The sequence below is a fragment of the Segatella bryantii genome (genome assembly GCF_022024215.1).
Lineage (GTDB): Bacteria > Bacteroidota > Bacteroidia > Bacteroidales > Bacteroidaceae > Prevotella > Prevotella bryantii.
Window position 1 is genome coordinate 1,421,828 of the sequence record NZ_CP091798.1, and the last position, 19,578, is coordinate 1,441,405.

The 19,578-nt window shown below is 37.7% G+C and carries 15 protein-coding genes; 13 read left to right on the plus strand and 2 right to left on the minus strand.

The annotated features are described in order from the left end of the window. Nucleotides 1–5 precede the first annotated feature (5 nt). The 11 genes from L6471_RS10035 to rpiB all read left to right on the plus strand — a co-directional run bounded on the left by L6471_RS10035 (nt 6) and on the right by rpiB (nt 14,820). Entirely contained in the window at nt 6–1,331 is a 1,326-nt protein-coding gene (locus L6471_RS10035; RefSeq protein ID WP_006283157.1) for an MFS transporter, read from the plus strand. Nucleotides 1,332–1,376: 45 nt separating this feature from the next. Next, a complete protein-coding gene (gene galK, locus L6471_RS10040; protein WP_006283156.1) occupies nt 1,377–2,537 on the plus strand; it encodes a galactokinase in 1,161 nt (386 codons plus the stop codon). 178 nt (nt 2,538–2,715) lie between these two features. Further along, nucleotides 2,716–3,909 carry an aldose epimerase family protein gene (locus L6471_RS10045; RefSeq protein ID WP_006283155.1) on the plus strand — a complete coding sequence of 398 codons (1,194 nt, stop codon included), beginning with the start codon at nt 2,716–2,718 and terminating at the stop codon, nt 3,907–3,909. Between the two features lie 17 nt (nt 3,910–3,926). After that, on the plus strand, nt 3,927–5,891 hold the full coding sequence (locus tag L6471_RS10050) for a sodium:solute symporter family transporter (protein WP_006283154.1): 1,965 nt from the start codon (nt 3,927–3,929) through the stop codon (nt 5,889–5,891). An 81-nt stretch (nt 5,892–5,972) separates the two neighbouring features. Next, nucleotides 5,973–6,650 carry an NUDIX hydrolase gene (locus L6471_RS10055; protein ID WP_006283153.1) on the plus strand — a complete coding sequence of 226 codons (678 nt, stop codon included), beginning with the start codon at nt 5,973–5,975 and terminating at the stop codon, nt 6,648–6,650. Between the two features lie 6 nt (nt 6,651–6,656). After that, entirely contained in the window at nt 6,657–7,361 is a 705-nt protein-coding gene (locus tag L6471_RS10060; protein ID WP_006283152.1) for an L-ribulose-5-phosphate 4-epimerase, read from the plus strand. 32 nt (nt 7,362–7,393) lie between these two features. Next, entirely contained in the window at nt 7,394–8,938 is a 1,545-nt protein-coding gene (gene araA, locus L6471_RS10065; RefSeq protein ID WP_006283151.1) for an L-arabinose isomerase, read from the plus strand. A 77-nt stretch (nt 8,939–9,015) separates the two neighbouring features. Continuing rightward, nucleotides 9,016–10,614, plus strand: coding sequence for a xylulokinase (locus tag L6471_RS10070; protein WP_006283150.1), 1,599 nt, complete (start codon nt 9,016–9,018; stop codon nt 10,612–10,614). Nucleotides 10,615–10,673: 59 nt separating this feature from the next. Beyond that, entirely contained in the window at nt 10,674–12,245 is a 1,572-nt protein-coding gene (locus tag L6471_RS10075) for an alpha-N-arabinofuranosidase (protein ID WP_027452876.1), read from the plus strand. A gap of 52 nt (nt 12,246–12,297) precedes the next feature. Further along, entirely contained in the window at nt 12,298–14,319 is a 2,022-nt protein-coding gene (locus L6471_RS10080; protein ID WP_027452877.1) for a transketolase family protein, read from the plus strand. A 60-nt stretch (nt 14,320–14,379) separates the two neighbouring features. After that, on the plus strand, nt 14,380–14,820 hold the full coding sequence (gene rpiB, locus L6471_RS10085) for a ribose 5-phosphate isomerase B (protein WP_006283147.1): 441 nt from the start codon (nt 14,380–14,382) through the stop codon (nt 14,818–14,820). 180 nt (nt 14,821–15,000) lie between these two features. Here rpiB and L6471_RS10090 read toward each other — a convergent pair whose 3' ends face one another. Both L6471_RS10090 and pyk read right to left on the minus strand, forming a co-directional pair. Further along, nucleotides 15,001–15,588, minus strand: coding sequence for a hypothetical protein (locus L6471_RS10090; protein WP_237797285.1), 588 nt, complete (start codon nt 15,586–15,588; stop codon nt 15,001–15,003). A gap of 168 nt (nt 15,589–15,756) precedes the next feature. Then, a complete protein-coding gene (gene pyk, locus L6471_RS10095; protein ID WP_094448560.1) occupies nt 15,757–17,205 on the minus strand; it encodes a pyruvate kinase in 1,449 nt (482 codons plus the stop codon). A 234-nt stretch (nt 17,206–17,439) separates the two neighbouring features. Here pyk and L6471_RS10100 point away from each other — a divergent pair, with 234 nt between their 5' ends. Both L6471_RS10100 and L6471_RS10105 read left to right on the plus strand, forming a co-directional pair. Then, entirely contained in the window at nt 17,440–17,724 is a 285-nt protein-coding gene (locus L6471_RS10100; RefSeq protein ID WP_006283144.1) for an HU family DNA-binding protein, read from the plus strand. A 244-nt stretch (nt 17,725–17,968) separates the two neighbouring features. Then, nucleotides 17,969–19,540 (plus strand): Rne/Rng family ribonuclease, encoded by a 1,572-nt coding sequence (locus L6471_RS10105; RefSeq protein WP_006283143.1) that lies wholly within the window; start codon nt 17,969–17,971, stop codon nt 19,538–19,540. Nucleotides 19,541–19,578: the final 38 nt, after the last annotated feature.

Below are 19,578 nucleotides of genomic sequence, written 5' to 3' on the forward strand. Positions count from 1 at the left end.
TTATAATGTCAAACTCACAACAAAAGAACGGAAGTATCATTGCCATCATAACAATGTTCTTCCTTTATGCAATGATATCCTTTGTAACCAATCTCGGTGCTCCTATTGGCGTCATTTGGAAAAATCAACCTGAAATTGGAGGTAGCAACGTATTAGGTATCATGGGCAACTTCATGAACTTTTTTGCTTATCTCTTTATGGGTATACCTGCTGGTAAAATGCTTACAAATCTAGGCTACAAGCGTTCTGCACTTATTGGTATAGCCGTAGGATTCATTGGTGTTCTTATCCAATTCTGCTCAGGACTTAGTTCTGGTATTCCAGGCTTTTGTATTTACCTTTTTGGAGCCTTTGTATCTGGTTTTTCTGTATGCATTCTCAATACAGTTGTAAATCCAATGCTTAACTTACTTGGTGGTGGCGGTAACCGTGGAAACCAATTGAACCTGATTGGCGGTACTCTAAACTCATTATCAGGAACCATGACACCTATGCTTGTTGGTGCACTTATTGGAACTGTAACATCAGCCACCAAAATGGCAGATGTTAACCTTGTAATGTATATAGCCATGACTGTTTTTGCATGTGCATTCATTATCCTTCTCTTTATACCTATTCAAGATCCAGAAATGGGTAAAGTTACAGCCGAAACAAAATTCGAACACTCACCATGGAGTTTCCGTCACTGTACTTTGGGTGTTATTGCAATTTTCGTTTACGTGGGAGTTGAAGTTGGTATACCAGGTGGCCTTAACTTTTATCTCAGTGATCAAACTGTAAATGGTGCTTGGGTAAATCCCGAATCAGTAACTAATGCAGCCACAATTGGAGGAGCTGTTGCTGCAATGTATTGGCTACTCATGCTTATTGGACGTTTTATTGCAGGTTTCATCGCAGGTAAAGTTTCTTCTCGCACATTGATGCTTTGCACTACTGCTACAGCTATGGTTCTTATTCTTGCTGCAATTTTTACTCCAAAATCAATTACTGTAAATATGCCTATCTTCGATATCATGAAAAGTGAACTCAACTTCGTCATGGTACCTATGAGCGCACTTCTTTTGGTCTTGGTAGGTCTTTGCACTTCTGTTATGTGGGCCTCAATTTTTAATCTAGCTACTGAAGGACTTGGAAAATACACAGCACAAGCATCTGGCATCTTCATGATGATGGTTGTTGGTGGTGGTGTTATCCCAGTAATTCAGAATTTCTTTGCTGATAAAATTGGATACATGCCAAGTTACTTTGTATATCTTGCAGCAGTAGCTTATATGTTCTACTATGCACTTGTTGGTTGCAAAAATGTAAATAAAAATATTCCTGTAGATTAAAACTAGTCAATAAGAAAATAAAAATACAAATTTAACCTAAAAACTATGGATATAGAAATTGTAAGAAGTCGTTTCATCAAACACTTTGACGGAAAAACTGGTAACATTTATATGAGTCCAGGTCGTATCAACCTTATTGGTGAACACACCGATTATAATGGTGGTTTCGTATTTCCTGGCGCAGTAGATAAAGGTATCATGGCTGAGGTCAGACCAAATGATACAGATACAGTAATGCTCTATTCTATAGATTTGAAAGATCGAGTAGAATTTAAAGTAAATGATCCTGAAGGTCCAAAAGCTACATGGGCACGATATATTTATGGTATTGTACAGGAAATGAAGAAGTTAGGCGTTGATGTTAAAGGATTTAACGCTGCCTTTTATGGTGATGTACCTCTCGGAGCTGGTATGAGTTCGTCAGCAGCATTAGAGAGTTGTTTCGCTTTTGCATTAAGTGACCTTTTCGCTGGCGGTAAAATCTCTAAATGGGACTTAGCACTTGCCGGTCAGGCTACAGAGCATAAATATATTGGTGTAAACTGCGGTATCATGGATCAGTTTGCAAGTGTATTTGGTCAAGAAGGCAAATTAATCCGCTTGGATTGTAGAAGCAGAGAATATGCATATTATCCTTTCAATCCTCAAGGCTATAAACTTGTTTTACTTGACTCTAAAGTAAAACACGAACTAAAAGGTTCTCCATATAATGATCGACGTAACAGTTGCGAAAATGTAGTAAAACATATAGCAGCTAAACATCCTGAAGCTAAATTTGAAACCCTTCGTGACTGTACTTGGGAACAACTTGAGGAAGTTCGTCAAGAAGTAGGTGAAGAGGATTACACAAGAGCACACTTCGTTCTAGGCGAAAAAGACCGTGTTTTAGCTGTATGTGATGCTCTTGAAAAGGGTGATTACGAAACAGTAGGACAAAAAATGTTTGAAACACATTATGGACTTAGCAAAGAGTATGAAGTTAGTTGTGAAGAACTAGACTTCTTAAATGATATTGCAAAAGAAAATGGTGTAACAGGAAGCCGTATCATGGGTGGAGGATTTGGTGGTTGTACCATCAATCTCGTTAAAGATGATATCTATGATACTTTCATTGCTGATGCGAAGAAACGATTCAACGAGAAATATGGACACGAGCCAGCTGTCATCGATGTTATCATCTCCGAAGGTTCACACAAAGTTTGCTAAATCATATATCTAAACATACAAAGCCTGCAGTCTATTTGATTGCGGGCTTTTTTGCTTAAAAGTGTTAAAAAGACACTTCGTAAATAAAATAATAGACTAGAACAGATACAACTTAGCCACAAAAGTGCTAATTTTACACCCATAATTTATAATAACACCTAATAACCCATTAAGGAATATGAAAAACTTGAATAAAAAAATCATGGGTATCGGAATGACCTCATTAGTATTGTTGTCATGTACTGGTACCAGACCAGGAAGCATAACTGCATCTGGCCTTAATCCCGAAGATTTCGATTCAACCATTAACGGTAAACGTACACAACTTATTCAATTAGCCAATCACAGCGGCATGGAAGTTTGTCTTACCAATTATGGTGGACGAGTTGTTAGCATCACCGTCCCTGACAAAAATGGTGATCCAACAGATGTTGTTTGTTGTTATGACAATATACATCAATTCGCAGACACACTAAACTCTCCATCAGATTATGGAAGTTCGGTCGGTAGATATGCAAACCGTATCAAAGATGCAAAAATTATTGTATCAGGCAAAGAATATAAATTACGCCCGAATGATAATGGAAATTGTCTTCATGGCGGAGGAAACACTGGCTGGATCAATAAAGTATATGACATCGTTGAGAAAACTGACTCTTCAGTTACATTTGCTATTACATCACCAGATGGAGATAATGGTTTCCCAGGAACTGTAAAAGCAACAGCCACTTATATTGTCAGAAATAATAACTCCCTTGACATCACTTTTAAAGCAACTACCGACAAAGAAACTGTGATTAATATGACAAATCACAACTACTTCAATCTTAATGGTGATCCTTCTAAAGAAGGCACAAACCAAGTGATGTACATTAATGCAGATAAATTTACCCCTTCAGATAGCCTATATATCCCAACAGGTGAAATCAAGGATGTAACAGGTACCCCTATGGATTTCCGTAAGGCACACGCCATTAGCGAAACAATAGTGGACACCACCTACGATCAGATAAAAAATGCTACAGGATACGATCATAACTGGTGTTTGAATACATTTAAGAATGGCAAAGGCAACTTAAAAGAAGTTGCAGCCAGCTTATACTCCCCTATTACTGGTATTAAGCTAGAAGTATTCACAAATGAACCAGGTATTCAAGTATACACCGGCAACTTCCAAGGAACAGGAATTACTTGCAAGAAAGGTATTAAATATCCAAAACACGTAAGTGTATGCTTTGAAAGTCAAAAGTATCCTGATTCTCCTACCAAGATTGTTAACAAAACACCAGGATGGGAAATTTCAAATCCATTCTTAAAACCTGGTCAAAAATATGAGTCACACTTAATTTATAAATTCTCTGTCAATAAATAACCTAAAAGAAAAAACAAATGAATAACATTTCAGAAGCATTAGCTTCATCTGGATTTAAACCGATTGATTTTATAATCTTGGTCATCTACTTATGTCTTCTTGTAGGCTTAGGATTATTTTTAAGCCGCAACAAAGACGGAAAAGAAAAAACTGCAAACGATTACTTTCTTGCAGGTAACACTTTAACTTGGTGGGCCGTTGGTGCATCACTTATTGCCGCAAATATTTCTGCAGAACAGTTTATTGGCATGTCTGGAACTGGCTATGCTGATGGTATTGCAATTGCAGCATACGAGGTAATGGCAGCCGTAACATTGGTAGTAATCGGAAAATTTCTATTACCAGTAATGTTAGATCGAAAGATCTTTACCATTCCTCAATTCCTTCGTGAACGTTATAATGACGGCGTAGGTTTAGCATTCTCTATTCTTTGGCTATTCCTCTATGTTTTCGTGAATCTCACCTCTGTTGCATGGTTAGGAGCATTAGCAATAGAACAGATTTTAGGTCTTCAGGGAATTTCTGTAGAAGTCATGGGCATGACTATTTCCGTTCGTATGATCATTATTCTATTTCTCTTTATCATCGCTGGAGTCTATTCTATCTATGGAGGTCTTGCATCCGTTGCATGGACAGACGTTATGCAGGTAACATTCCTCGTTGGTGGTGGTCTCATTACCGCATATATAGCATTAAAGGAAATGGGTATTGCTCTTGGTACAGATACTTTGAGCGCATTCTCACAAATGTACCATGATCTTACAACAGGTACACACATCAATGATACACACTTCCATCTTATAATTCAAGAAAGCCATAACGGCTCAGCATTTGCGAATGTACCTGGTATCGCAGCAGTAGTCGGTGGTGTGTGGTTGACTAACTTAGGTTACTGGGGATTCAATCAGTACATTATTCAGAAAGGACTTGCTGCTAAGAATATCGAAGAGGCTAAGAAAGGCTTGGTTTTTGCAGGATTTCTCAAAATTTTGATTCCATTCATTGTAGTTATACCTGGTATATGCGCATACTATATCCTTAAGGGTAACCCTGATGCATTTACAGCCATGAGTCTACATGGAAAAGTTAATGTTTCTGATGACGCTTACCCATGGTTGATTAGAAACTTTACTCCAACAGGTATTAAGGGTCTTAGCTTTGCCGCATTAGCAGCTGCTATCATATCTTCTCTTGCTTCTATGTTTAACTCGACATCTACCCTATTCACTATGGATATTTACAAAAAATATATCAATAAAGAAGCAAGTGATAAGACTCTCGTAAACGTAGGTCGTACAGTTTCTATTTGTGCACTCGTTATTGCAGCCGTTGCTGTAAAACCACTTCTTGGAGGATTAGATCAAGCCTTCCAATATATTCAGGAATATTCCGGTTTCATCTATCCTGGTATTATCACCGTATTTGGACTTGGTCTACTTTGGAAACGTGCTTCATCTAAAGCCGCTATTTGGACAGCCGTGTTAACAATCCCTATGGGTGTTCTCTTTAAAGTTACCCTTCCTCAAGTAGCATTTCAACTTCGCGCGGGTTATGTTTTCATGATTTTGGTTACCTTCTTCTTCCTTGTATCATACTTTGATAATAAGTATGTCAGTGTAGAACTTCCAAGCGAAGATGATCAAGCAAAGATGAAAATGTGGGCAAAAGTTCTCGGTGGCATTGGTTTATTAATGATTATCGCTGCAGCAATTGTAACAATCGGTGGAGCTCTTAATCCTAATGCAGATCCAAACAACAACCTCCTCGCTTATCTCAATGACATTGGCTTCCAGGCATTCTTCTTCTTTGGTGTATTAGTTGGCCAATGTGCAATATGGCTTAACAGTAATGCTAAAGACAAAGTTAAAGATGTAAAGGCATTGGATGTTAATCTGAGCTTATTTGCTACTTCACGTAGTTATACTTATGGAACTATCGGCATTGTAGCTATCACATTCCTACTTTATGCTTTACTCTGGTAATCTACATCTATTCTGTTCTAGAGCGCACACGACAGTGGCGCTCTAGAATTATATAATCATGTTAAACATAAAACAAAAAAAATGACAAACTATTATAGCGAGCACGCCAAAGTCCTAGTCAGCGTAGACTGTATTGTTTTCGGATTTGAAGAAGACAAGCTTAAAGTTCTGATTGGAAAAAGACTTATGGACCCAGGAAGAGGAGAATGGTCACTCTATGGAGGTTTTGTTGGACCTAATGAAAGTTTGGATGAAGCAGCAAACCGAGTGCTCTTTTCACTTACAGGACTAAAAAAACTCTATATGAAACAAGTCGGGGCCTACGGCAAAATCGATCGCGACCCAGGAGAGCGAGTTATCTCTATTGCATATTGCGCTCTAATTAATGTAAAAGACTATGACGATGACTTGCGAGAACAACATGGTTTGGAATGGGTAAGTATACAAGATATGCCTTCCTTATATTCTGACCATAAAGAAATGGTAAGAGATGCTCTGAAGCTCTGCAGACGCAGAATCAATACAGAACCTTTGAGCTTTAATCTTCTTCCAGAACTCTTTACTCTAACGCAACTCCAACATGTATATGAAGCCGTTTTAGGGAAAGAGATAGATAAGCGCAATTTCAGAAAGAAAATAAAAGAAATCGACTTCATAGAGAAGACCGAATTAATAGATAAAATTACATCAAAGCGAGGTGCCGCCTTGTACCGCTTTAATAAAAGAGTATATGAGGACGACCCTAACTTTAAACTATAAATCATCATGCTAGAAGAATTAAAAGAAAAAGTTTTTAAAGCCAATCTTGACCTGGTAAAACATAACTTAGTTATCTTTACTTGGGGAAATGTATCAGGCATTGATCGCGAAAAAGGATTAGTTGTTATTAAGCCTTCAGGCGTAAGTTACGATAAAATGAAAGCTTCTGATATGGTCGTTGTAGACCTTAAAACGGGAAATGTCGTTGAAGGTGATTTAAATCCTTCTTCTGATACGCCTACCCACTTGGTTTTATATCGCAACTTCCCAGAGATAGGAGGTGTTGTACATACACATTCTACGTATGCTACCGCTTGGGCTCAAGCTGGTATAGCCCTTCCTAACATTGGTACAACTCATGCAGACTATTTCCACGATTGCATACCTTGTACTGACGATATGACAAAGGACATGATGGATGAATATGAATATAACACCGGTGTTGTTATAGTAAACAAATTCAAGAAAGACAATATCAACCCTGTTCATACTCCAGCGGTTTTGGTAAAGAATCATGGTCCTTTTACATGGGGTAAAGATGCAGATGAAGCTGTATATCATGCTGTTGTTACAGAACAGGTAGCAAAAATGGCTTCTATTTCATTTATGGTGAACCCAAAAACAACAATGAATCCATTATTGGTAGAAAAACATTTCAGCCGTAAACATGGACCAAATGCCTATTATGGTCAAATTAAAAAACAAAAATAATTAAACAATCAACAATACTTAAAACAAAAAAAATGATTAAAGCATTTGAGAATTTCGAAGTTTGGTTTGTAACAGGTGCTCAGCTTCTTTACGGAGGCGATGCTGTTGTACAGGTCGACAGTCACTCTAAAGAAATGGTAGAAGGACTTAACAGCACTGGTATTCTTCCAATCAAAGTTGTATATAAAGGCACAGCAAATAGTTCAAAAGAAGTTGCAGACATTATGAGTCGCGCTAACGTGGATGAAAAATGCGTTGGTGTTATCTGTTGGATGCATACATTCTCTCCTGCTAAGATGTGGATTAAAGGTATGCAAATTCTTCGTAAACCTCTACTTCATCTTCATACACAATATAATAAGACCATTCCGTACGACACTATGGACATGGATTTCATGAATTTGAATCAGAGTGCACATGGAGATCGTGAATTTGCTCATATTCTATCACGCCTACGTAAGCCTCGCAAAACTGTCATCGGTTACTGGAAAGACGAGAAGACTGTGAACCACATTGCAGTTTGGGAGCGTGTCTGTGCTGGTGTCGCTGATGCCCAAGACTGTTTAATACTTCGTTTTGGCGACCAGATGAACAATGTTGCAGTTACAGATGGTGATAAAGTTGCTTTCGAACAAGTATTGGGATATCATGTAGATTACTGTCCGTTCTCAAGCGTTATGCCTTTCTTTGATAAGATTAAAGATGAAGATGTAACAGCATTAGTTCATGACGTATATTTCAAGGAATATGTAGTTGCTGACGAACTTAAAGATACCGCTTCTGAAGGCTACAAGAAAATTTGGAATGCTGCCAAAGCAGAACTTACTCTCCGTGCTGTACTCGAAGCATACGGAGCCAAAGGTTTCACCACAAACTTTGATGACCTCGGCGACTACAATGTAGAAGAGACAGGCAAAGGATTCGATCAAATTCCTGGTTTAGCATCACAGCGTTTGATGCATGATGGCTATGGTTTTGGTGCTGAGGGAGACTGGAAGGATGCATGTTTATATCGCACAACATGGTTTATGAGCCAAGGACTCGAAGGTGGAACATCATTCCTAGAAGATTATACCTTGAATTTTGATGGTGAGAACTCATCTGTTTTGGAATCTCACATGCTTGAAGTTTGCCCAGATATTTCTGAGGAGAAGCCACGTCTTGAAGTTCACCATCTAGCTATCGGATACCGCCATACACAAACAGCTCGTCTTGTATTTACAACAAAACAGGGTCACGGTATTACTGCGACTGTAGTAGATATGGGTAACCGATTTAGACTCATTGCCAATGATGTTAACTTGATTAAGAGTAAGCCACTTCCAAAACTTCCTGTAGCAAGTGCTCTTTGGATTCCAGAACCAAGTTTCGAGGTTGGTGTTGGATGCTGGATGAATGCCGGCGGTACACATCACTCATGTTTTAGCTTCTCACTAACAGATGAATATTGGCGTGATTTTGCTGAAATTGCTGACATGGAAGCATGTATCATTAATAAGGATACCGACTATGAACAGTTCCGCAAAGAACTACGTTGGAACGAGATGTATTACATGCTGAATAAAGCTCTTCGTTAAATATATATGATAGATATCTCTCATTACTGAGAGATATCTATTAAATCATTATAAACTATTCATATACCTTATATAATATGGACGCTAAATCAACTATCGAATCAGGAAAAGCCATTTTGGGTATTGAGTTTGGATCTACTCGCATCAAGGCTATTCTGATCGATGAAGATAATACCCCAATTGCTCAAGGTAGCCATACCTGGGAAAATCAGCTAGTAGATGGCCTTTGGACCTATAGTATTGATACCATATGGAATGGTCTACAAGATTGCTATGCTAACCTTCGTTCTGATGTCAACACAAAATATGGTGTAGAAATCAAGAAATTAGGCGCAATCGGTTTCAGTGCTATGATGCACGGCTATATGGCATTTAATGCTAAAGAAGAAATACTAGTACCTTTCCGTACATGGAGAAATACAAATACAAGTCAAGCTGCCGCAGAACTTTCAAAATTGTTTAATTTTAATATTCCTCTTCGGTGGAGTATTTCTCACCTCTATCAAGCTATTTTAAATGGTGAGGAACATGTAAAAGATATCAACTATATCACCACTCTTGCAGGATATATTCACTGGCAAGTTACAGGACAAAAAGTCTTAGGTATAGGCGACGCTTCTGGTATGCTTCCTATTGACCCTAAGACTAAGAACTACGATGCCAAAATGGTTGAAGAGTTCGATAAACTTATCACGCCTAAAGGATTTAGTTGGAAATTGTCAGATATTCTCCCGACCGTTTTAAATGCAGGTGAAAATGCAGGTATACTAACTGCTGAAGGTGCAAAGAAACTAGATATCTCTGGTAATCTACAAGCAGGAATTCCTGTTTGCCCACCAGAAGGAGATGCTGGTACGGGTATGGTTGCAACCAACTCTGTCAAACAACGTACAGGTAATGTATCTGCAGGAACATCTTCTTTCTCAATGATTGTATTGGAAAAGAATTTGTCTAAACCTTACGAGATGATAGATATTGTAACAACTCCAGATGGAAGTCCTGTCGCTATGGTACATTGTAACAACTGTACATCTGAAATTAATGCATGGGTCAATATCTTTAAACAATATCAAGAGCTCATGGGATTCCCTGTTAATATGAACGAAATATACACCAAGCTGTTTAATGCCGCACTAGAAGGCCAAGCTGACTGTGGTGGGTTAATTTCATATAACTACGTATCAGGTGAACCTGTAACAGGACTAGCAGATGGTCGTCCTTTGTTTGTCCGCGCAGCAAATGATAAATTCGACCTTGCAAATTTTATGCGTACTCAGCTCTATGCCGCTATCGGCGTTCTAAAAATAGGAAACGACATTCTCTTCAAAGAAGAAAAAATCAATGTTGATAGAATAACTGGGCACGGCGGCTATTTTACCACAAAAGGTGTTGGCCAACGCTTCTTAGCAGCTGCCTTAAATTCCCCTATCTCTGTTATGGAAACAGCTGGAGAAGGTGGAGCTTGGGGTATTGCCCTACTCGCTTCTTATCTAATAAATAAGAGTTCAAATCAGGAATTATCTGATTACCTTGAAACAAAAGTATTTGCAGGCAATACTGGTATTGAAATTAAACCAACCAAAGAAGATGTTGAAGGTTTCAATGCATATATCGAACAATATAAAAAAGGATTAGCTATTGAAAAAGCTGCTGTAGAATACAAAGTTGCAAAATAAATAAAAACCTTATAGCGTACCCAAAACGCTATAAGGTTACTTGAAAATAACCTATTATAATGAAAAAGACTCTAACAATTTTAGCAGTTACTGCTATTACTACTATTCCAGCTATAGCTCAAGATGCAACGGCTACGATTCATGTAAACAAAGGTACAAATAAGATCTACAAAGAAATCTATGGACAGTTTGCAGAGCACTTAGGCTCTTGTATCTATGGAGGTTTATGGGTCGGTACTAATTCTCAAATTCCTAACACCCAAGGCTATCGCACTGACGTTCTTAAAGCCCTTAAAGATTTAAAGGTACCTGTTCTTCGCTGGCCTGGTGGATGCTTTGCGGATGAATATCACTGGACTGACGGTATTGGACCACGAGAGCAACGCCCTAAAATGCAGAACAATAACTGGGGTGGAACTATAGAAGATAATTCTTTCGGAACACATGAATTTTTAAACCTTTGCGAACTCTTAGGTACAGAACCATACATTAGTGGTAATGTAGGTAGCGGTACCGTAGAGGAACTAGCAAAATGGGTAGAATATATGACTAGTGATGGTGATACTCCTATGGCTAATCTCCGTCGAAAGAATGGACGAGAAAAATCATGGAATGTAAAATTCCTAGGTGTCGGTAACGAAAGTTGGGGATGTGGTGGATCCATGCGTCCAGAATATTATGCCGATCTATATCGCCGTTACTCTACCTATTGTCGCAATTATGATGGACACAATCTCTATAAAATTGCCTCTGGAGCCAGCGATTACGATTACAACTGGACAAAAGTTCTTATGAACCAGATTGGAAACCATATGAATGGTATATCACTGCACTATTATACAGTAAAAGACTGGAGTGATCATAAAGGTTCTGCACTCAAATTTGATGATCAAGACTATTACACCACTATAGGTAAATGTCTACAAATAGAAGATGTCATCAAAAAGCATGAAACCATCATGGATCAGAAAGATCCTAATAAAAAGATAGGACTTCTTGTTGATGAATGGGGAACATGGTGGGACGAAGAACCAGGTACAATTAGAGGTCACCTCTATCAACAAAATTCTATGCGAGATGCTATGGTTGCAGCATTGTCTTTAAACGTTTTCCAGCGTCACACAGATCGTATAAGAATGGCTAACATTGCACAGGTCGTAAATGTTTTACAGAGTATGATTCTTACTGATACAAAAGGAACAGGTCATATGGTATTAACACCAACCTATCACGTTTTCCGTATGTATAAAGGCTTCCAAGAAGCCACTTATCTCCCTATGGATGTAAAGTGTGATTCTATGGATGTAAAAGGTGGAAAAATGCACAAAATGGTAGATGGTAAAATACCTGCTATTTCTATTTCTGCTGCAAAAAAGACAGATGGTGGTATTATCATTTCTCTGGCCAATACTAATCTTGAAAAGAATCAAACAGTAGAAATTAACTTGGATGGAGCTGCTGCAAAAAATATAACAGGAGAAATTCTTACTTCTAAGAATATTCAAGACTATAATGACTTTGAACACCCTGAAGTGGTAAAACCTGTAGCATTCAAAAGTATTAAAGCTAAGAAAAATACCATTACAGCAAAAATTCCATCTAAATCAATTGTAGTATTAAATATAAATTAGTATATTTGCAATACGCTCATAAAGCATATTTGCATAAATCCTTAAATTAAAAATGAACGAAATTAAAGTTATGAATCATGCAGCTGACAATATCCGTATTTTGGCTGCTTCTATGGTAGAGAAAGCTAACTCTGGTCACCCTGGAGGTGCAATGGGAGGTGCTGACTTTATCAATGTTCTCTTCTCTGAATACTTAGTATTCGACCCAACTGATCCTTCTTGGACAGGTCGCGACCGTTTCTTCCTAGATCCAGGTCACATGAGTCCTATGCTGTATTCTGCTTTAGCACTACAAGGTAAATTTACACTTGATGAGATTGCTCAGTTCCGTCAGTGGGGTTCTCCATGTCCTGGTCATCCAGAATTAGACGTAAACCGTGGTATCGAGAATTCATCAGGTCCATTAGGACAAGGACATGCTATGGCTGCAGGTGCTGCAGTAGCAGAGAAATTCCTTGAGGCTCGCCTTGGTAAGACCATGATGCAGCATAACATTTTCTGCTACATCAGTGATGGTGCTGTTGAAGAGGAAATTTCACAGGGTGTAGGTCGCTTAGCTGGTACTTTAGGCCTCGATAACTTCGTGATGTTCTATGATTCTAACGATATTCAGCTTTCTACCGAAACCAAAGATGTTATGGCAGAAGATACAGCTGCAAAATACAAGGCATGGAACTGGAATGTTATTACTATTAATGGTAATGATGTTGAGCAGATTCGCAAAGCACTTGACGCAGCAATCGCTGAAAGCGAACGTCCAACCCTTATCATCGGTAAAACTGTTATGGGTAAAGGTGCCCTCAAAGCAGATGGTTCAAGCTACGAACACAATGTAAAGACTCATGGTGCACCTCTTGGCGGTGATGCATATATCAACACCATTAAAAATCTGGGTGGTGATCCAACTAATCCATTCGTTATTTTTGATGACGTTAAGGAACTTTACGCTAAGCGTTCTGAAGAATTGAAGAAAATTGTTGCTGAGCGCAAAGCTGCAGAAGCAGAATGGGCTAAAGCAAACCCAGAATTGAAAGCTAAGATGGATGTATGGTTCAGTGGTAAAGCTCCACAAATAGATTGGAGCAAAGTTCAGCAGAAGGCTGGATCTGCTACCCGAGCTGCATCATCTGCATGTTTGAGCGAGCTGGCAAAACAAGTTCCTAATATGATCTGTGCATCTGCAGACCTAAGTAACTCTGACAAGACTGATGGTTTCTTGAAAGAGACCCATAGCCTGAAAAAGGGTGATTTCAGTGGTGCTTTCTTCCAGGCAGGTGTTAGCGAGTTGACCATGGCTGATATGTGTATCGGTATGATGCTCCATGGTGGTGTTATTGCTGCAATGGGTACTTTCTTTGTATTCTCTGATTATATGAAACCAGCTGTTCGTGTGGCAGCTTTGATGGGTACTCCAGTTAAATTTATTTGGACTCACGATGCATTCCGCGTTGGTGAGGATGGACCTACCCATGAACCGGTTGAACAGGAAGCTCAGATTCGTTTGATGGAGAAATTAAAGAATCACAAGGGTCAAGATAGCGTACGAGTATTCCGTCCTGCTGATGCTGATGAGACAACTGTTTGCTGGCAAATGGCTATGGAGAATACAGACACTCCTACTGCTTTGATTTTCTCTCGACAGAATATTGCTAAGTTACCAGAAGGTAACGATTATCAAAATGCACGTAAGGGTGCTTATGTAGTAGCTGGTAGCGATGAGAATTGTGATGTTATTCTCGTAGCTTCAGGATCAGAAGTTTCTACACTTGAAGCTGGTACTGAGTTACTCCGTAAAGATGGCATCAAAGTACGTATCGTCAGTGCTCCATCTGAAGGTTTGTTCCGCAATCAGTCTAAGGAATATCAAGAGAGCGTTTTACCTAAAAATGCAAAAATCTTTGGTATGACAGCAGGTCTTCCTGTAACTCTTGAAGGCCTTGTAGGTGCTAATGGAAAAGTATTTGGTATGGAGAGCTTTGGTTTCTCTGCTCCATATACTGTGCTCGATGAAAAATTGGGATTCACTGCAGAGAATGTCTATAATCAGGTTAAGGCATTCTTAGCTGAAAAATAATTTTTATTAACCAAAGGGGCGTCCACTTCATGCGGACACCCCTTTAAAAATGCAATACATATGGAAGTCAAGACAGTAGGAGTTGCTAGCGATCACGCTGGTTATCCATTAAAGGAATTCGTGTTACAGTATCTTGAGAAAAAAGGATACCCTGTAAAGGATTACGGAACTTATAGTGATCAAAGTGTTGATTATCCTGACTTTGGCCATGCTCTTGCAGAAGGCATAGAGAGTGGAGAAGTTTATCCAGGCATTGGTATTTGTGGTAGCGGTGAAGGTATGGCTATTACACTGAACAAGCACCAGGGTGTACGCGCTGGACTTGTTTGGAACAAAGAAATCGCACAGCTTATTCGTCAGCACAACGATGCTAATGTTTTGGTACTACCAGGACGCTTCATTGATAATAAAACAGCTGAAGCTATTATGGACGAATTTTTCACGGCTTCTTTTGAAGGCGGCCGCCACGAAAGAAGAGTTAGTAAGATTGCCATAAAATAATTAGCAACTTTCTATTTCAATATAAAAAAAGAATATTCAAGAAATTTGAATATTCTTTTTTTATATAAAACAACATATCATTAAGTACAGGTACATTACAATATCATTTTGAAACTCAATATTGAAGTGCTCATATTACTTGATAAACACAAATTGTTAATTTATAAAACAATAAACTAATCAAATCTCGAAACTAACCGTATACCAACCTTTAATTAATTCTTTTGGAGCAGTTACACAAATTGTTCGCTGATAATCTGCAAATTCTTCTGAAGGAACTTTTGTCACACCACCTTGTAATTTTCTCTCTGTCACGAATCTTGCCCCATAAGGATCCTCTATCATACCATAATCTAAAATCTCCTGATAGAAATCTTCAGCATCTCCTTTATCTCTAAAATCAGCATAAAAATATAAATCCAAATAAGATTCTATACGTAGAGCAAAAGCATGCTCATCTGTCGCAGAATATTCAAATCCATGTCCTATAGATTTGACCGTTAAGCCCTTGCCATATACTATTCTTGTAAACGGTATAGGATCTCCCGGTTGAGTTTTTGAATAAATTTTGGGCAGATTACTCCTGTATAATTCAGGTTCCGTCCACATACTAGGTAAATCTATAAGATTCAATATCTCACTATAAATTATCCTAAAAGAATTATCACTACTTTTAGGAAAACAGGAGTGCATAATACCACCGAGCAACAGGACAGCAAATATGATTACCATCCCGAACGCTTTAGCCTTAAAACGTTCTTTATTCATAAATTTATTATTCTTGTTTGATGTCAATTACTTATACATATCGTCTCTAAAAAGGCCTAAAACTAAAGATGTTTAATTTGGGGCCAAAGATATAAAAAAATAATTAATAAAAAAGGCTCTGGACATTTTTTATCCAAAGCCTTAACATCTTTTCTATTATAAATAGAATCATTCTCTATTTACAGATGGCAAGTTAAACTTATAACTCTTATCAAAGACTGTCTTAACTTTATTAATTTCGACAAAGGTAGTACCTCCACCTTCTCCGAAGCTACCACTCAAATAAGCAATTTTATCATCATTTGCAACATATCCTTTCTGACGCAACATTCTTACAGCAGCAAAGAACATAGCTTCCGTATCCATCTTATCTCTTTGATAAATTGCAGATACTCCATAAGACAAATTAAGCCATCTCTGAGTCTTTTCTTTATAACAGATTGCAAGAATTGGAGTTTTACCACGGAATGCAGCTAAATCTCGTGCAGTCTCACCTGTTTCACTATCTGTAATAATACCCTTAACACCAATACAATTGGTAGATTCTATTGCACATTGAGCCAAAAATAACTTCTGATCAATATCGCCCTCTCCCATCGGATCTATGTCATTTTCTCTTAACTTATCACTCTCAGCTTGCTCAGCTATACGTGCCATAGTTTCTACGGCCTCTACAGGATATTTACCACTAGCCGTTTCACCACTAAGCATCAAAGCATCAGTACGATAGAAAATAGCATTTGCAATATCTGTAACCTCAGCACGTGTTGGACGAGGATTTTCGATCATTGTATGAAGCATCTGTGTAGCAACAATTACAGGTTTACGCTTACGAATACAACTACGAATAATACGTCTTTGAACACCAGGAATCTTTTCGATAGGAACCTCAATACCCAAATCACCACGAGCAACCATTATACCATAGCATGCATCAATGATCTCTTCGATATTATCAACGCCCTCTTGATTTTCAATTTTAGAAATAATCTTAATATCACTGTTACGAGCATCCAAAATATCCTGTACAGCTTTAATATCAGCCGCATTACGAACAAAACTATGAGCAATGAAATCAACATCAAGATCAATAGCCAAATTGATGTTCCTTATATCCTTCTCTGTCAAAGCTGGCAATTCAATATGTTCTCCAGGAATATTTACACTCTTATGGGAACCCAAAATACCATCATTCTGAACTTGGGCAACAAGCATAGGACCTGAATTTTCAATTACAAGCATATCAATTGCGCCATCATCGAAAAGTAAATGATCGCCAACTTTTACATCTTGCGTAATATTGATATAAGATACATTTATAATATCATGAGTTGTATCCATATTTGGCCGTCCAAATATTTTTACAACATCACCCACTTTATATGAAATAGGTGCAGCTGTACCAGTTGTTCGAACTTCTGGACCTTTTGTATCAATCATAATAGCCAAATGGGCAGAAACAGCTCGCACATTTTCGACAACCTTTTTAATTCCCTCTGGAGTAGCATGAGCTGTATTAATTCTTACAACATTCATACCAGCCAGGAATAACTTACGAATAAAATCCTGTTCACATCTTAAATCGCTGATGGAAGCTACAATCTTTGTTTGTTTCATTACACTAGTTTTCCGTTATGTTTGCAAAGTTACAAATTTATCTTGTAAATTGAGCTAATTAATATATGAATTTATTATAGTATATTGTATAATTAGATTTAAAACAAAGATTTTCAACTAGTTAGAAAGATTTTTTTTAAAAAACCCGATTAGACTTTTGTTATTTCGATAAAAACTATTATCTTTGCAAACCGATTTGAAACAATAAATAATTAAATAAGAAGATAAACAGAAATGACTAAAGCAGATATCATCGCTGAAGTATCAGAGCAGACCGGAATGTCTAAGAAAGAAGTTAGTGCAGTTGTAGAATCATTCATGGATTGCGTTAAACTTAGCCTGCTTGAGAGAAAAGAAAATGTCTATCTCCGTGGTTTCGGAAGCTTTGTAATCAAGCACAGAGCTGAGAAAACAGCACGTAATATCTCTAAAAATACAACAATTACAATTGCTGCTCACGATCTTCCAAGCTTTAAACCGGCCAAGAATTTCATCGACGATATGAAAAAATCATGCTGAATAAAATAAAGGAATTTAAATTATAATATTTTAAAACATTAAAATTATGCCAAACGGAAAGAAAAAGAAGGGCCACAAGATGGCAACTCACAAGCGTAAAAAAAGATTAAGAAAGAACAGACATAAGAGCAAGTAATTGCTCGTCAGTCTATTCGGACTGAGGGGCGTGTCAAAGCAATCTTATGGTTTTTGGCACGCCCTTTTTCTTTAAAAACAAACCTACTAAGTTTTATTAAGTAAAGAAATGACTAGCGAACTCGTAATTGACGCCCAACAAAAAGAGATATCTATTGCTTTATTAGAAGATAAGCAATTGGTTGAATACCAAAACGAATCTAGACAGGCTTCTTTTTCTGTGGGTAACATTTATGTAGCTAAGGTAAAGAAATTAATGCCTGGCCTAAATGCCTGCTTTGTTGATGTAGGATATGAACGCGATGCTTTTCTTCACTATCTAGACCTAGGAAGTCAATTCAACTCTTACCAAAAGTACGTTAAACAGGTAGAAAGCGACAATAGGAAATTGTACCCTTTTGCTAAAGCTACAACTCAACCTGACCTTGATAAAGAAGGAAGTATACAAAATGTACTTAAAGCTGGACAAGATGTTCTTGTACAAATTGTAAAAGAACCAATATCTACAAAAGGACCAAGACTTACTGGCGAATTATCATTTGCTGGAAGATATTTGGTTTTAATCCCTTTCGGTGATAAAGTGTCAGTTTCTTCTAAAATCAAAAAAGGAGAAGAGAGAGCAAGACTAAAACAACTTATCCATAGCATCAAACCAAACAACTGTGGAGTTATCGTAAGAACTGTAGCAGAAGGTAAACGTGTAGCTGAACTTGATGCTGAAATGAAGATTTTGGTAAAACGTTGGGAAGATGCCATTAGTAAAGTTCAGAAAACCCAAAAACGTCCGCAACTGATTTACGAAGAAACAGGTAGAGCTGTTGCTATGTTGCGAGATTTGTTTAATCCAACTTACGAGAACATCTATGTTAATGATGAGAACGTAATGAATGAAGTCAAGAATTACGTATCTCTCATTGCACCAGAGAAAACTAACATTGTTAAGCTTTATTCTGGCAAAGTCCCTATTTTTGATAATTTTAATATTACCAAACAGATAAAATCAAGTTTTGGCAAGACCGTCAATTATAAACATGGTGCTTATCTCATCATAGAGCACACTGAAGCGCTACATGTTGTTGATGTCAATAGCGGAAATAGAACCCGCGAAAAAGGGCAAGAAGCTAATGCTCTCGATGTAAATTTAGGAGCAGCAGACGAACTTGCACGACAACTAAGACTACGAGATATGGGAGGAATTATCGTAGTGGACTTCATTGACATGAACTTAGCAGAAGACCGACAATTACTATATGAAAGAATGTGTAAAAATATGCAAAAAGATAGAGCAAAGCATAATATTCTTCCATTGAGCAAATTTGGTCTTATGCAGATAACTCGACAACGAGTAAGGCCAGCCATAGATGTAAACGTAGAAGAAACTTGCCCAAGTTGTTTTGGAACAGGAAAAATTAAATCTAGCATACTGTTTACAGATACTCTTGAAAGGAAAATTGATAGACTAGTCAACAAGATCGGTGTAAAAAAATTCTATTTATACGTCAATCCTTATGTAGCTGCCTTTATCAACAAAGGATTTATATCTTTAAAAAGAAAATGGCAGTTTAAGTATGGGTTTGGAGTACATATTGTTCCATCGCAAAAGATGTCATTTTTACAATACGAATTCTATGATGATAAAAAAGAATTTCTTGACATGAAAGAAGAGCAAGAAACAAAATAACAAAAAGAGGGTATGCCATTTTGAACATACCCTCTTTT